Raw genomic sequence first — 14,997 nt, forward strand, 5'->3', positions numbered from 1 at the left:
GCTATTCAGGACACCGCCATGAGCATCAAATCGGACAAGTGGATTCGCCGCATGGCGCAAGAGCACGGCATGATCGAGCCCTTCGTTGAGCGCCAGATGCGCGGCGAGGGTGCCGACCGTTTGATCTCGTTCGGCGTTTCCAGCTACGGCTACGACGTGCGGTGTGCCGATGAATTCAAGGTGTTCACCAACATCAACTCGGCCACCGTCGATCCGAAGAACTTCGACGAAAAGAGCTTCGTCGACATCAAGAGCGACGTCTGCATCATCCCGCCCAACTCGTTTGCCCTGGCCCGCACGGTCGAGTACTTCCGCATTCCTCGTAACGTGCTGACGATCTGCCTCGGCAAGAGCACCTACGCGCGCTGCGGCATCATCGTCAACGTGACGCCGCTTGAGCCGGAATGGGAAGGCCACGTCACCTTGGAATTCTCCAACACCACCACATTGCCCGCGAAGATTTACGCCAACGAAGGCGTCGCACAGATGCTGTTCCTTGAATCCGACGAGGAATGCGAAGTGTCCTACAAGGACCGGGGCGGCAAATACCAAGGCCAACGTGGCGTCACATTGCCACGAACCTGATTTGTGCCGTTGGTCGTTTTGAAACTGAATTAGTCTCGAAAAGCGCACTCTACTGATTGAACTGTTCTCATCCGCACCATGCGGATGGGACCAACGCTCAGGAGTGCCCTATGAAAAGACAAGTCAAGACCAGTATCAAGGAACCCGACCCGGGACAGAATCAGGTCGGCATGCTGGCATGGTCGTTGTTAGCGCATCCTCATTTGAACAATATGGTTGCCGGGGGCATTCCCGGTCAGCCAGACCCCGATACCCCATCACCCCAGCCAACCGAGCCAGGCAGTCCTGTCGGCCCAGATGAGCCTCCTCCTGCTCCGGTCGCCTGACGCTTGATATCGAGCCTTGCCGGTGTTCACACGCCGGCAGGTTCATTATCCGCCAAGCATTGTTGCGTCCCGTGCGGGTCAGCCTAGGCTTCCCATACCGCACCGTCCCCGATGACATAGACCTTACTGTCTGCTGCCCTGTCTATATTCATGCCGCCGGTAAAAGCGCCGAATGCAGGCAGCAGGCTGATCCGCGGCTGAATGTAAAAGCACGGCAGCCGGAGTCGTTGTCGTCCTCTGCCGAAAAGCCTGTAGGCAGGATGAACGTGGCCTGCAAGTACGTGGTGTGTGGGATGTGGGTCAGGTTCGTGTTGCAGAGAGAACGGTCCGAGCAGCAATGGCTCTGGAACGACCTCAATGCGCAGCTCGCCAGGAGGATCCCCCGCACGTTTATCGTGGTTGCCACGAATGAGGGTAATGGCCAGCTCCGTGTGCCGCTCACGCCACGCTTGAATCGCTGACAGGGTGCCCGCCGCATGCGACTCCGGGGCGTGAAGGAAATCGCCAAGAAAGATCAGGTGCTGGCAATGGTATCCGGCGAGCATCGCATCCAGGCGTTTGAGGTTGTCGTCGGTCGTGCCATGGGGCACGGGTTGCCCCAGCCTGCGATACGCGGCGGCCTTGCCAAAATGGGCATCTGCAATGAGCAGTGCGCGCTGGGCGGGGTAGTAAACGGCTTTCTCTGCCAGTAGCCATAACTCGGCGTCGGCCAAGTGGATCGATAAATAGGGTCTCAAACGGTTACCTCAGGTCCAGCGGCTTTTTCCAAATCCTGCACCATTCGCGCGATGCGATCAGACAGCTTTTCCGAGCTCAGGCTTTCGCGCATGCGTTCGACAAGCAGCGGGAAAGCCATGGGGGTGGGGCGTTTGATCACATGCAGGTCCAGCGCTCTTCCGTTGATGCGTTGCAGGGTATGCTCCAGGCGGGCGACGTCCAACTCCTGACGCATGACTTCCTCCTCGGCCTGAGTCAGCAGCAGATTGCCTGCGTCGTATTGCTTGAATACTTCGAAGAACAGCCCGCTGGACGCCTGTAACTGGCGGTTGCTCTTGGGTGCGCCAGGGTAACCGGAGAACACCAGCCCCGCGATACGAGCGATCTCTCTGAAGCGGCGCAAAGCGAGTTCACCCGCGTTGAGGCTGGCGATGATGTCCGCAAGCAGGTCGTCTTCGCTGAACAGCCCTTGTTGCAAATGCTGCGACCAATTCACCTCGGTCGCGCTCAGGAGCTCGAAGCCATAGTCGTTGACTGCGATGGAAAACGTCAGGGGCGCGTTCCGACTCAGCCGCCACGCCAGCAGGCTTGCCAACCCAAGGTGCACGTGGCGTCCAGCGAAGGGGTAGAGAAACAGGTGCCACCCCTCGCGTGACTTCAGAATTTCGGCCAGCAACGTGTCCTTGCGCGGCAGGGCTGACCATTCCCGCTGCACCTCCAGCAACGGGCTGACAGTATGCATCTCCGGGCTGTCGTAAACGTCGTGGGCGGCGGCGTCGAATTTATCGACCACGGCGTCAGCCAATTCGCTGGAGAGTGGCATCCGCCCACCATTCCAGCGTGGGACAGCGGCTTTTTTGCTGGTCGCCCGTTTCACGTAGGCGGTCATGTTTTCCACCCGCACCAGTTCCAGCAGGCGGCCGCTGAACAGAAAACCATCACCCGGCTTCAAGCGGGCAATGAACCCTTCTTCGACGCTGCCCAGTGAGCCGCCACCGCCGCCCTTGCTCCAATACTTCACGTTGATACTGGCGTCGCTGACAATCGTGCCCACGCTCATGCGATGACGCCGGGCCAACCGCGCATCAGGCACGCGCCAGACCCCGTGCTCATCGGGCTCGACGCGCCGGTAGTCAGGGTAGGCGGTTAGCGACAGGCCGCCATGCCTGACAAAAGCCAATGCCCACTCCCACTCTTCCTGGGTCAAGTCGCGATAGGCCCATGCGGTGCGCACTTCGGACAGAAGCTCGTCAGGAACAAAGCCTCCACCCAGGGCCATGCTCACCAAGTGCTGTACCAGAACGTCCAGAGATTTGTGGGGCGATTCTCTGGGCTCTATCAGTCGTGCATTCACAGCGTCGCGAGCCGCAGCGGCTTCCACCAATTCCAGGCTGTGGGTTGGCACCAGTGTCACCCGAGAAGGGCGGCCGGGCGCGTGGCCTGAACGTCCGGCGCGCTGCATCAAGCGTGCGACGCCTTTGGCCGAGCCGATCTGCAACACGCGTTCAACGGGCAAGAAATCCACGCCCAGATCCAGGCTCGACGTGCAAACCACGGCCTTGAGGTGCCCCTCTTTCAATGCTCGCTCGACCCAGTCCCGCACCTCGCGAGACAACGAGCCGTGGTGCAGCGCGATCAGTCCGGCCCAGTCTGGCCGAGCGTCCAACAGCGCCTGGTACCAGATCTCCGACTGCGCGCGGGTGTTGGTGAAGATGAGGCAGCTGGTGCTGCTGTCCACTTCGGCCAACACCTGCGGCAACATTTTCAGCCCCATGTGTCCGGCCCATGGAAAACGCTCGATGCCTTGTGGGATCAGCGTGTCCACGATCAATTCCTTGACCACTTTGCCCTGCACCGCAGTGCCGCCATCGCCCAACAAGACCTCCTGAGCGTGGGCCTGATTGCCGAGGGTCGCAGAAAGCCCCCACACGATCAGTGCCGGATTCCAGCGACGCAGGCGGGCGATCGCCAGTTGCAATTGCACCCCGCGTTTGTTGCCGATCAACTCGTGCCATTCATCGACGACGATCATCTTCAGCGTCGAGAAGGTCGCTTCGGCGTCGGCGCGGGTCAGCAGTAGCGTGAGGCTTTCAGGGGTGGTGATCAGCGCAGAAGGCAGGCGTCGGCCCTGTTTGGCACGCTCGCTGCTGCTGGTGTCGCCGGTGCGCAGCCCGACGCTCCACGGTATTTCCAAGTCTGTCAAAGGCCCTTCGAGCGCCCGGGCGGTGTCGGCGGCCAAGGCCCGCATTGGAGTGATCCACAGCACGGTCAAGGGCGTGGCAGGCGGTTTGCGTTTGCGCGGTTTGCCATCGGTGGTTTCAGGCGTGAGGCGGGCAAAACGGTTGAGGGCACCGAACCACACCGAGTAGGTCTTGCCCGCACCGGTGCTGGCATGCAGCAAGCCTGACTCGCCACGGGCCACCGCTGCCCAGACTGCTTTCTGAAAGGGGAAAGGCTTCCAGCCACGGTTGTCGAACCAGCGCTGGGCAAAGTTTACGGTTTTGGGCATGCGCGGGCTCTGATGAGGGTTAAGTCAGAGACCGTTGGAGGAGGGGATTAGTTTGGTTGGGTTTTCGCAGAACCTGTAGGAGTGAGCTTGCTCGCGATGGTGGTGTGTCAGATTAACGTTACATCACTGACGTCACGCTATCGCGAGCAAGCTCACTCCTACGGTATTGGCTCGCGATAAGGGTGTGTCAGGCTGGAAAATGGTGCCTGACACATCGCCATCGCGGGCAAGCGCGCTCCTACAGATTCGATGAGGGCGGCGGGTTACTTCAAATTGCCACTCAAGAACTGCTTCAAGCGCTCGCTCTTCGGGCTACCCAGCACGTCGTCGGGATGGCCGATTTCTTCGATCTGGCCCTGATGCAAAAACACCACCTGATTCGCCACTTTGCGGGCGAAGCCCATTTCGTGGGTCACCAGGATCATCGTGCGACCCTCTTCAGCCAGGCCCTGGATCACCTTCAGCACTTCCCCCACCAGCTCCGGGTCGAGGGCTGAGGTCGGTTCGTCGAACAGCATGATTTCCGGTTCCATCGCCAGCGCCCGGGCGATCGCCACGCGCTGTTGCTGGCCACCGGAAAGGAAAGCGGGGTACTGATCGGCAACGCGTGCAGGCAGGCCGACTTTCTCCAGGTACTTGCGCGCACGGTCTTCAGCTTCGACCTTGGACACGCCCAGCACCCGACGCGGGGCCATGGTGATGTTTTCCAGCACCGTCATGTGGCTCCACAGGTTGAAATGCTGGAACACCATCGCCAGACGGGTCCGAATGCGCTGCAGCTCGGCAGGGTCTGCCACGCGCATGCCGGTGGCGTCGCTGACCATGCGGATTTGCTGGCCGTCGAGGCTCATGGCCCCATCGTTGGGTTGTTCGAGGAAATTGATGCAGCGCAGGAATGTGCTCTTGCCCGAGCCGCTGGCGCCGATCAGGCAGATCACGTCGCCGACGTTGGCCTTGAGTGACACGCCTTTGAGCACTTCATGGTCACCGTAGCTTTTGTGCAGGCCATCGATGGTCAGTTTGTACATGACTGGCAATCCTTAAGGAGAAAGTAGGTAGCCGCTGCGGAAGGCTTCGGTGCCGGCGACATGGGCGATGACCATGCCAGCGGTCGCCATGCGTCGCAATGAGCGGGCGTACATAAGGCCAGCGATGGCCGCGTGGATCGGGGTCACCGCGTCGCTGATCGGGTCGATGACCTCAGCGATCAATTGCCCCGCTTCGACGTATTCGCCTGGCAGTGTGCAGAACACCAGCAGGCCACCGACAGGCGTGGCAACCGGTTCGACCGCCGCCAAAGGCGTCGCCGGATAAATCAATTCAGGGGCCGGAGCCGGTGTGCCGGCAATTGCGCCGTAGTGCATCAGGTAACTGATGATCGCCTGACAATCGCGACTGCCGAGGGCATGACACACATCCCCTTGGCCACGCAGTTCGAGGGTCACGGAGAAACTGCCTAATGGCACCGGGAAGCGTTTTTCGAAGCGCTGTTGCAGTTGCCACCAGACCAGCGTAAAGCACTCGTCGAACGACTGTCCGCCCGAATCCGTAGCCAGCAGGCTGGCCTGTGCGCCCAGATAGCGGGACAGCGGTTCGACTTGCGACCAGGCTTCCGGCGTGGTGTAGAGATGCTCGACCGATTCGAAATCGCAATGCAGGTCCAGCACCATGTCGGCATCGCAAGCCAGCCGCTGCAGGGTCAGGCGTTGCGACTCGAGTTGGGTAACGCCGGTGCGGGCGAGCAGAGCGGCACGCAGATGCTGACGAATCAAGCCGACGTTGCCTTTGGCGTCGTCGGTCAGCAACGGCTCGACGTCATCGCCCACCTGTTGCGCGACATCGACGAACCAGCGGTTGAAGTTCTGCCCGCTTTCCAGCTCATAGCGGCCCAGAGGGATGTCCATCAGCACCTGTTCCAGCCCCGCCGGGTTGGCCACGGGAACGACGACGATCTCGCCCAGCAGTTGACCGGCGTTTTCCAGCTCCGCCAGGCGCTGCTTCAGATACCACGACACCAGCATGCCGGGCAGTTCGTCGGCATGCAGGGACGATTGAATGTAGATCTTGCAGGCGCCGTTTTCCGGGCCGTAGTGAAAACTGTGAATCTGCCGCGCAGTGCCAGGCACTGGCGACAGCAAATCATGGGTGCGGTGTCGCATGGGCAGGTCCTAGTGAGACGGGCCGAGGAAGGCCAGCCAGCGGCGTTCGGCCAGGCGGAACAGGCCCACCAATATGAACGTAACCGTCAGGTAGATCAGCGCTGCGATGCCGAACGACTGGAAGGTCAGGAACGTCGCCGAGTTGGCGTCGCGAGCGACCTTGAGGATGTCCGGCACCGTCGCGGTGAACGCTACGGTGGTCGAGTGCAGCATCAGGATCACTTCGTTGCTGTAGTACGGCAGCGAACGACGCAGCGCCGACGGCATGATCACGTAGGTGTACAAGCGCCAGCCGGTCAGGCCGTAGGCCTTGGCCGCTTCGACTTCGCCGTGGTTCATGCTGCGAATGGCACCGGCGAAAATCTCGGTGGTGTAGGCGCAGGTGTTGAGGGCGAAGGCGAGGATGGTGCAGTTCATCGCATCGCGGAAGAACGCGCCGAGCAATGGTTGTTCGCGCACGGCGGCAATGCTGTAGATGCCGGTGTAGCAGATCAGCAGCTGGATGTAGAGCGGCGTGCCACGGAACAGATAGGTGTAGAACTGCACCGGCCAGCGCACCAGCGGGTTGCGCGACACACGGGCGATGGACAGCGGAATCGACACGACGAAACCGATGGCGATGGAGGCGCTGAGCAGCCACATCGTCATGGCCAGCCCGGTGATGTTCTGGCCATCCGTATAAAGGAAGGCGCGCCAGTATTCCTGCAGTAATTCGATCATCGTTGAGCCTCCCGGCTGCCAGCGGCGTAACGCCGCTCGGCCCAGCGCAGGGCGAAGTTGGAGACGCTGGTGATGACCAGGTAGATCAATGCCGCGAGCACCAGGAAATAGAACAGTTGATACGTGCTTTTACCGGCATCCTGGGACGCCTTGACCAGATCGGCCAAGCCAATGATCGACACCAGCGCCGTGGCCTTGAGCACCACTTGCCAGTTGTTGCCAATGCCGGGAAGGGCGAAACGCATCATTTGCGGGAAGACCACGAAGCGGAAACGCTGAGCGCGGCTCAAGCCGTAGGCGGTGGCGGCTTCAACTTGTCCACGGGGCACCGCGAGGATCGCGCCGCGGAAGGTTTCGGTGAAGTAAGCACCATAAATGAAGCCGAGAGTGATGACGCCTGCGGAGAAGGGATCGATTTCGATGTAGTCCCATTCCATTACTTCGGTCAGGCTCGTCAGCCAGGTCTGCAGGCTGTAGAAGATCAACAGCATCAGCACCAGATCCGGAATGCCCCGAATCAGCGTGGTGTAGACCTGCGCCGGAATGCGCAGCAGGGCGCTTTTCGACAGTTTGGCACTGGCGCCGAAAAGGCCAAGCACGATGGCCAGCAGCAGCGACATTACCGAGAGTTTGACGGTCATCCAGGTGCCCTGAAGCAGCAGAGGGCCAAAGCCCTTGAGGCTGAACGCGGACAGTCCCAGGTGTTGCAGGAGAGTATCGAGCATGTGGAACCTATACAGTCAATAAAAACGCCCATCGACATCAGCGGGAGATTCACCCCTGATGAGGACGGGCGTTAGTTTACTTATTTACCGCTGTACAGATTCAGATCACCGAAGTGCTTTTTCTGGATCTCGGCGTATTTGCCGTCGTCGTGTAACGCTTTGATACCTTTGTCCAAAAGCGCTTTCAGGTCTTTGTTACCTTTCGAGATACCGACTGCGGTCTTGGCCGGCAGCAGTGGGTCGTCGATTGGCTTGCTGACTTCGTAGTCAGCACCTTGTGGCGACTTCAGAAAGCCCAGTTCGGCTTGCAGCATGTCTTGTACGGAAGCGTCCAGACGGCCCGATACCAAGTCAGCGTAAACCTGGTCCTGGTTGGCGTAGGCCTGGGTTTTCACGCCCGCTTTGTCGAGAATCGCCTTGGCGTAGGCTTCCTGAATGGTGCCTTGCTCGTAACCGACGGTCTTGCCTTTGAGGGACGCGACGTCAGCGCTCAAGCCAGAGCCTTTTTTGTACACCAGCGACGTTGGGCCGGAGAACAGTTCGTTGGAGAAGTCGATGACTTTCTCGCGCGCCGGGGTCACGGTCATGGAGGAAATCACGCCGTCGAACTTGTTGGCTTTCAGGCCAGGAATCATGCCGTCGAAATCGCTCTCGACCCATTTGCACTTGACCTTCAGTTCAGCACAGATCGCGTTGCCCAGATCGATGTCGAAGCCCACCAGGCTGCCGTCAGCAGCTTTCGATTCGAAGGGCGCGTACGAAGGATCGACGCCGAAACGCAGCTCCTTGTATTCCTTGGCCATTGCGTTGCCAGCGGCCAGACAGATGGCGAGTGCGGAAAGGGTCAGCCATGCTTTTTTCATCGTTCAGTCCTTAAAACCAAATTGAGCGTTGGGAACACGCGAAGGCTTGCTACCGGCAGGTGCCAGACCGCAAAAAGATAGCAATTTCCGAACCAAAGAGACGAACGTGCGTTTTAAATGTACGGAGTTGTCGCAATGATGACTTTGGGCCATCTCTTGTCTTTTTTCAGGGCGCCGGAGGCTGAGGGAGAGTAGCGGAAACGGCGTCAAAGGGCGCGGGGAAAATCGCTTGAAGCGGACAAATGTGAAGCGCCGGGGTAGCACGCTTGAATCTACGGAAACGGGCGTACTCATGAATTCCGCAGCGCAGTGACATCGACAGCGATCGGCCTGTCGTGACCACGCCCAATGACCCAGGCATTGAGCGTCTCAGATGACCGTGCACGAGCATGAGGCGCTGACCGTGATCCACGTCGTTCTTCCAGCACCAAAAGGGTGCTCAGGCCAAAAGGTCCTGCAATGTCGCAAGGCTGTCGGCTTCGGCGACAGGCTTGTCCAACCGCCAGCGGAGCATTCTGGGAAAGCGCACGGCGATCCCGCTCTTGTGGCGTTTGGACAGCGCAATACCTTCGAATCCCAACTCGAACACCAGTGTCGGGGTAACACTTCTGACGGGTCCGAATTTCTCCACCGTCGTCTTACGGATGATTGCATCGACTTTGCGCATTTCTTCATCGGTCAGCCCGGAATAGGCCTTGGCGAAGGGCACCAAGGTGCGTTCGCTGGATTCCGGCGGGCCGTCCCACACGGCGAAGGTGTAATCGCTGTACAGGCTGGCGCGTCGACCATGGCCGCGTTGGGCATAAATCAGCACGGCATCGACGCTGAACGGGTCGATTTTCCATTTCCACCAGACGCCCATGTCCTTGGTGCGACCGGTGCCGTACAACGAGTCCCGCGCCTTCAGCATCATGCCTTCGACGCCGAGACTACGGGAGGCTTCGCGCTGCTGGCCCAGGTCCAGCCAGTCTTCGCCACTCAATACCGGGGAGGGCATCAGCACTGGACTGTGGGCGTCGGCAATCACCTGCTCCAATTGCGTGCGCCGTGCGTGCTGCGCACGGTTGCGCCAATCGTGCCCCTGCCATTCGAGCAGGTCGTAGGCCAAGACCACCACCGGCACGTCTTCGAGGATTTTCTTGCCCAGGGTCTTGCGACCAATGCGCTGTTGCAGCAGGGCGAAAGGCTGGACCGAGGGCGCCGACGCGTTGGGCGTGCCGGGCGCAGGCGTGTTCAATTCGAAGGTGTCAGGCGAGTCCGAAGCAGGCGTGGGCGCTTTCCACACCACGATTTCGCCGTCGATCACCGTGCCGTCGGGCAAGCACTGCGCGAGGCTGTGCAGCTCCGGAAAGCGGTCGGTGACCAGCTCTTCGCCACGGGACCAGATCCACAGCCGCCCTTCGCGCTTGACCACTTGCGCGCGAATCCCGTCCCACTTCCATTCCACTTGCCAGTTCTCGGCGGGGCCGAGCAGCGTGTCGAACTGATCGACCGGTTGTTGCAAGGCGTGTGCGAGGAAGAACGGATACGGCTGGCCGCCACGCTGCGCGTGTTCGTCTTCAGACTCTTCGGCGATCAGTTTCAGATACCCTTCGGCGCTGGGGCGGTGCGACAGATCGGTGTAGCCCACCAGCCGTTGCGCGACACGTTTGCTGTCGATATCGGCCAGAGCGGCCAGCGCGCGGGTCACCAGCAGTTTCGACACGCCGACCCGGAAGCTGCCGGTGATGAGCTTCAAACAGACCATCAGGCTCTGGCGATCGAGTTGTGCCCAAAACGTCGGCAGGCGCTCCAGCAGTTCTTCAGGGGGAAGGCCACGCAAGGGCAGCAGCTTGTGTTCCATCCAGCTGGCGAGACCTTCGTCGGAGCGGTGGTCGGCTTGGGGCAACAGCAACGAAAGGGTTTCCGCCAGATCGCCCACCGCTTGATAGCTTTCTTCGAACAGCCATTCGGGCAGCCCGGACAGTAGCATCGCTTGTTCCCGCAACAGACGCGTCGGGACGAGTTGTCTGGGTCGTCCACCGGAGAGGAAATACACGGCCCATGCCGCATCTTCCGGGGCGGCGTGGGCGAAATAGTGCTGCATGGCCGCAAGCTTGGCGTTGCTGGAGGTGGTGGCATCCAGCAACCCGTAGAGTTCGGCGAACGCCTTCATGACGATGCCTCTTCTGGCTGAGTCTCCGGCTTGGCAGGTGCGTCGTCTTCCTCATCTCCGTATTCCGTGGTGAAGCCTTGAGCGTCGAGGCCCAGTTCTCGCAGATAGCGCACCAGCACCGCGACCGAGCCGTGGGTGACCATCACTCGCTCGGCGCCAGTGTTTTCGATCGCCCACAACAGGCCAGGCCAATCGGCGTGATCGGAGAGGGCAAAGCCCCGGTCCACGCCACGCCGACGGCGGGTGCCGCGCAGCATCATCCAGCCGCTGGCGAAGGCGTCGCTGAACTCACCAAAGCGGCGCATCCAGGTGCTACCGCCGGCTGATGGCGGCGCGACGATCAGGGCTTGGCGCAGGGCGGGATCGGTTTTCTTGAAATCTCCGGCGTACTGAGTCTCCGGGATCCGCACGCCCGCGTCGCGATACACCCGATTCAGCGGCTCGACGGCACCGTGAACCAGAATCGGGCCGATGCTGGGGTCGATGCCGTGCAGAATGCGCTGGGCCTTGCCGAACGAGTAAGCGAACAGCACGCTCGCCTTGCCCACAGCGGCGTTTGCACGCCACCAGTCGTTGATGCCGGTGAAGATTTCCGACTGCGGCTGCCAGCGGTAAATCGGCAGGCCGAATGTGGATTCGGTGATGAAGGTGTGGCACCGAACGGGCTCGAAGGGCTCACACGTACCGTCAGGCTCGACCTTGTAATCACCTGACGCGACCCAGACTTCACCTTGGTATTCCAGCCGCACCTGAGCTGAACCCAAGACATGGCCGGCGGGGTGCAGGCTGAGTTTTACCCCGTGGTGCGTGATCGATTCGCCGTATTGCAGGGTTTGCAGGTTAATGTCCTGACCCAGTCGAGAGCGCAAAATGCCTTCGCCAGGGGCGGCAGCCAGGTAGTGTTCGTTGCCGGTGCGGGCGTGATCGCCATGGCCGTGAGTGATGACCGAACGCTCGACCGGGCGCCAGGGATCGATGTAGAAATCTCCGGGCGGGCAGTAGAGGCCTTCGGGGCGGGCGATGACAAGGTCCATGGGCTTGACCGGGGTGGAGGGCTTGTCAGGTAGAGCGGCAGAGACGCGAGGAAGTTCGGTCAATCGCAATGGATTGCGCTGTAGGAGCGCGGCGTGTCAACCACATCTTCAAACGCTGACGCACCGCCACCCTGTAGGAGTGAGCTTGCTCGCGCTCGCGATGTGTCAGCCAGCGGTGATACGCCTGAAAGGACGCATCGCGAGCAAGCTCACTCCTACAAGAGTTGTGTATTGCCTGGTGTCACTTGCCCGACGTCAGGGTCAACCGCTGTTTGCCGTACACCTTCTCCAGATTTTCCGGTTGCAGCGGAATGGACATGTACAGACCCTTGACCCACGGGTCGATGCCATTGGCAAAGTAAGGGCTCGCCGGGTTGCCGGATTGGCCGGCGGCATTTTGCGCCATCAGCGGTTCTTGCTGCGCGAAGTCAACGATCATGCGCATGGCAGGCACAACGGCGGCGTTGAAGTCCTGACCCCAGTGGAAGCCCGAAGCGTTCAGCGTGGTGTGGTCACCGCCCACGGCCATCGGCCCTTTGATCACACTGGCCTTGCTGCCACCCAGCGCTGCAGTCAACTGAGCGCTTTGCGAGGTCCAGCTGTATTGATGCAACTTGCCCCATTGCCACGCCTTGTGATCGCTTCCCAACTGGCTGTCGCCTGCTGAGATCGCCGCTGCCAGGCTGCGCGCCAGGATGGTCGGTTTATCTTCTTTTTGCGAGGTTTTGAGGTCATCCCAATACGGACTGTCTTCACGCCCGAGCAGGTGATCGGCTTGAGGCGAGTAGGAAAGGTCGGCGTTTTGCACCAGCGCTTTCCATGCCGGGCTGCTTTCCGGGCCCAGTTCGTCGAGGAAGATCTGTTTACTGCTTTCTTGCAGGAACAGCTCGTAAATCGCTGCATCGCTGGAGACCGGCGACAGACGACCGTCAAACGCCATCAGCCGGCTCAACGCTTCCCGCGCCTTGTCACGGTCGGCCGGGGCAAGAGCGTCGATGGCCTGTTTCAGCGGTTTGGCCATGCCCGGGGCTTCGAACATCTTTTTCAGCTTGGCCGCGAAGGGGGTGGTCTGGTCGTATTGCATGGCGATGGTGCTGCGGGTGTCCTGTTTGCCGCTGTTGGCCAGTTCGGCGATGCGCTCGGCCCGCTCCGGGTAATCCCAGGAGTTGGACAGTTGCATGCCATACCCTTTGGGCACGGTGCGCTGGTTGGCGGTGCCAATCCAGCCTTGCTGCGAGTCCTGGTCATAAGGGTGCAGCATCGCGTCGGCGTAGCCATCCCAGTCATAACGACCATCCCAGCCCGGGGATGGAATCAGGCCGAGGCCTTCGCGGCGGTTCGGATAGCGGCCCGTCACTTGCCAGCCGGTATTGGTGGCGTCGGCAAAGACCATGTTCAACGTGATCGCGCGGACTTCCCGGGTCGTCTCGAACGCACGCTCGACAGTCTGCGCACGGGTCAGGTCGAACAACGCGTCGAGGGATTTGTCATCCTTGGCGTTTGGGGTTTGCAGCGCGATGCCCAGCCCATTGGCCAGTGCCGTCGAACTGCCGTTGAGCAGTGGCCCGTGGCGGGTTTCGAAGGCGGCCTCGCGCACAGGGCTCTGACCCTTGATGAAATAAGTCTCTTCATGAGCGCCTGCCGCGACCCATTTGCCGTCGGCCATGACCATCAGGCGATTGCCTTCACGCTTGAGCTTCTCCAGGAACAGGTCCTGGTTGTCGCCCATCGCCGGGCCCATGCCCCACGCCAGCTTGCCGTTGAAGCCTGACAGCACCAGCGGCAGACCGGCGACCGTAGCACCGGCGGCCTGGTATTTCGGTGCGCGAATCTGCACGAAATTCCACAGGGAGGGCAGGGTGGTCGGCAATTGACTGTCGGTGGCCAGCAGGCTCTTGCCCGCCCGGGCGCGTTGTGGCGAGATCACCCAGTTGTTGGAGGCCGAAACCCCCAGCAGATTGAGGTCGGAGAGTTGCAGGGCCGCTTTGTCCAGATTGCTCAACCCAGGCATCTGACTCCCCAGGTTCAAGCCTTTGAGCTTGTCGGCCTCGGCGAAGGGAAGTTCTTCATCCGGATAGGTCGGTAGCAGCCAGGCAAGCTTGTCGGCCCCTACTTTTTGCGCCAGCACCAGTGAGGAAATTTCTTCCTGCAGGTTCACGGACAGGCTGAAGTTCAGCAGGCTGAAGATCAGCGCCGAATCTTCCGGCTTCCAGTATTCGGGCTTGTAGCCAGCATCGACGAGGTCAGACGGCAGCTTGTCGCGGTAGCGGAACAGGTAGGCGTTGACCCCCCGTGCGTACACCTCGAAAAAGCGTTTAAGTCGCGGCGACGAGGCATTGTACAGATCGCCGGCAGTCTGCTTGAGGTTGGCGGCGCGCATCATGCGGTCCAGATCCAGCGCCCCAGGCCCTGCGATTTCCGACAGACGGCCTTGGGCCAACAAGCGCATCTGCACCATTTGCGAGATACGGTCGCTGGCGTGGACGTAACCGAGGGTGAACAGCGCGTCATGGAATGTGCTGCTTTCAATCAGCGGCATGCCCAAATTGTTGCGTCGCACGGACACGTTTTGCGCCAACCCTTTGATGGCGTAGACGCCGCTGGTAGGTGGCAGGTTGTCGTGGTCTTCGCCGCCCAGTTGGCAGCCTGCCAGGCTCAGCAGCCCCAACAGGGCAGCCGCTGTGCTGAGTCGCGTCTTCAGGGATGAATAGGCGGGCGAGGCCATGCTGTAGCTCCTGCGGGGGTAGGCGTGGGAAACGCGCTACGTTAGAGAGCAGACAGGCGTCACGCAAGCGGGGAGGGGGAGTTTATTTCAGGATTTTTCAGCGGTGAGTGAGTCGTACACCTGCGGGAGCTGGCTTGCTGGCGAAGACGGTGGGTCAGCATATGGATGCGTAGACCGACAGACCTCATTCGCCAGCAAGCTGGCTCCCACATAAAACCCGGCTCGGCATATACAACGCCTAGAGCGGACGCAGCGACCTCAGAGCGACCATCAGGCGCCGTGGCACTTCTTGAATTTCTTGTCGCTGCCGCATGGGCAGGGATCGTTGCGGCCCACGTCCTTCAGGGCGTTGCGCACGGGCTCCTGAGGTTCGTGGTTGCAGTGCGGGCCGTGCACGTGGCCGTGGTCATGAGGGTGATCGTGGTGGTCGTGATCGTGGTTGCAATCAGGGCCGTGCACATGGGTTTGCTGGTTCATGG

The 14,997-nt window shown here is 60.7% G+C and carries 13 protein-coding genes; 2 read left to right on the top strand and 11 right to left on the bottom strand.

Features of this window, described 5'->3' with window-relative positions; all coding sequences use genetic code 11:
- Positions 1-18: 18 nt before the first annotated feature.
- Together dcd and B3N48_RS01400 are read left to right on the top strand one after the other, a co-directional pair.
- Positions 19-585, top strand: coding sequence for a dCTP deaminase (gene dcd / locus B3N48_RS01395; RefSeq protein ID WP_017126297.1), 567 nt, complete (start codon positions 19-21; stop codon positions 583-585).
- Positions 586-695: 110 nt separating this feature from the next.
- Positions 696-911, top strand: coding sequence for a hypothetical protein (locus B3N48_RS01400; protein ID WP_296178739.1), 216 nt, complete (start codon positions 696-698; stop codon positions 909-911).
- 83 nt (positions 912-994) lie between these two features.
- Here the strand turns inward: B3N48_RS01400 and pdeM are convergent, their stop codons facing one another.
- The 11 genes from pdeM to B3N48_RS01455 all read right to left on the bottom strand — a co-directional run bounded on the left by pdeM (position 995) and on the right by B3N48_RS01455 (position 14,995).
- Positions 995-1,648 carry a ligase-associated DNA damage response endonuclease PdeM gene (gene pdeM, locus B3N48_RS01405; protein ID WP_296178740.1) on the bottom strand — a complete coding sequence of 218 codons (654 nt, stop codon included), beginning with the start codon at positions 1,646-1,648 and terminating at the stop codon, positions 995-997.
- On the bottom strand, positions 1,645-4,137 hold the full coding sequence (locus B3N48_RS01410) for a ligase-associated DNA damage response DEXH box helicase (RefSeq protein WP_296178741.1): 2,493 nt from the start codon (positions 4,135-4,137) through the stop codon (positions 1,645-1,647). Before B3N48_RS01410 ends, pdeM begins: the two co-directional genes overlap by 4 nt.
- Before the next feature lie 263 nt (positions 4,138-4,400).
- Entirely contained in the window at positions 4,401-5,165 is a 765-nt protein-coding gene (locus tag B3N48_RS01415) for an ABC transporter ATP-binding protein (protein ID WP_296178742.1), read from the bottom strand.
- A gap of 12 nt (positions 5,166-5,177) precedes the next feature.
- A complete protein-coding gene (locus B3N48_RS01420; protein WP_296178743.1) occupies positions 5,178-6,296 on the bottom strand; it encodes a succinylglutamate desuccinylase/aspartoacylase family protein in 1,119 nt (372 codons plus the stop codon).
- Between the two features lie 9 nt (positions 6,297-6,305).
- Positions 6,306-7,016 (bottom strand): ABC transporter permease, encoded by a 711-nt coding sequence (locus B3N48_RS01425; protein WP_296178744.1) that lies wholly within the window; start codon positions 7,014-7,016, stop codon positions 6,306-6,308.
- On the bottom strand, positions 7,013-7,741 hold the full coding sequence (locus B3N48_RS01430; RefSeq protein WP_296178745.1) for an ABC transporter permease: 729 nt from the start codon (positions 7,739-7,741) through the stop codon (positions 7,013-7,015). The genes B3N48_RS01425 and B3N48_RS01430 overlap by 4 nt, the downstream gene beginning before the upstream one ends.
- Before the next feature lie 80 nt (positions 7,742-7,821).
- A complete protein-coding gene (locus B3N48_RS01435; RefSeq protein ID WP_296178746.1) occupies positions 7,822-8,604 on the bottom strand; it encodes a transporter substrate-binding domain-containing protein in 783 nt (260 codons plus the stop codon).
- A gap of 439 nt (positions 8,605-9,043) precedes the next feature.
- Positions 9,044-10,759 (bottom strand): ATP-dependent DNA ligase, encoded by a 1,716-nt coding sequence (locus B3N48_RS01440; protein WP_296178747.1) that lies wholly within the window; start codon positions 10,757-10,759, stop codon positions 9,044-9,046.
- A complete protein-coding gene (locus B3N48_RS01445; RefSeq protein ID WP_296178748.1) occupies positions 10,756-11,793 on the bottom strand; it encodes a ligase-associated DNA damage response exonuclease in 1,038 nt (345 codons plus the stop codon). Before B3N48_RS01445 ends, B3N48_RS01440 begins: the two co-directional genes overlap by 4 nt.
- Positions 11,794-12,034: 241 nt before the next feature.
- The gene (locus B3N48_RS01450) at positions 12,035-14,518 is read right to left on the bottom strand and encodes a penicillin acylase family protein (RefSeq protein WP_296178749.1); all 2,484 of its coding nucleotides are present in this window, start codon (positions 14,516-14,518) and stop codon (positions 12,035-12,037) included.
- A gap of 270 nt (positions 14,519-14,788) precedes the next feature.
- Positions 14,789-14,995 (bottom strand): SEC-C metal-binding domain-containing protein, encoded by a 207-nt coding sequence (locus B3N48_RS01455; protein ID WP_296178750.1) that lies wholly within the window; start codon positions 14,993-14,995, stop codon positions 14,789-14,791.
- Between the last annotated feature and the right edge of the window lie 2 nt (positions 14,996-14,997).

The organism is Pseudomonas sp. UBA1879 (genome assembly GCF_002338065.1).
In the GTDB taxonomy this organism is placed as follows: domain Bacteria; phylum Pseudomonadota; class Gammaproteobacteria; order Pseudomonadales; family Pseudomonadaceae; genus Aquipseudomonas.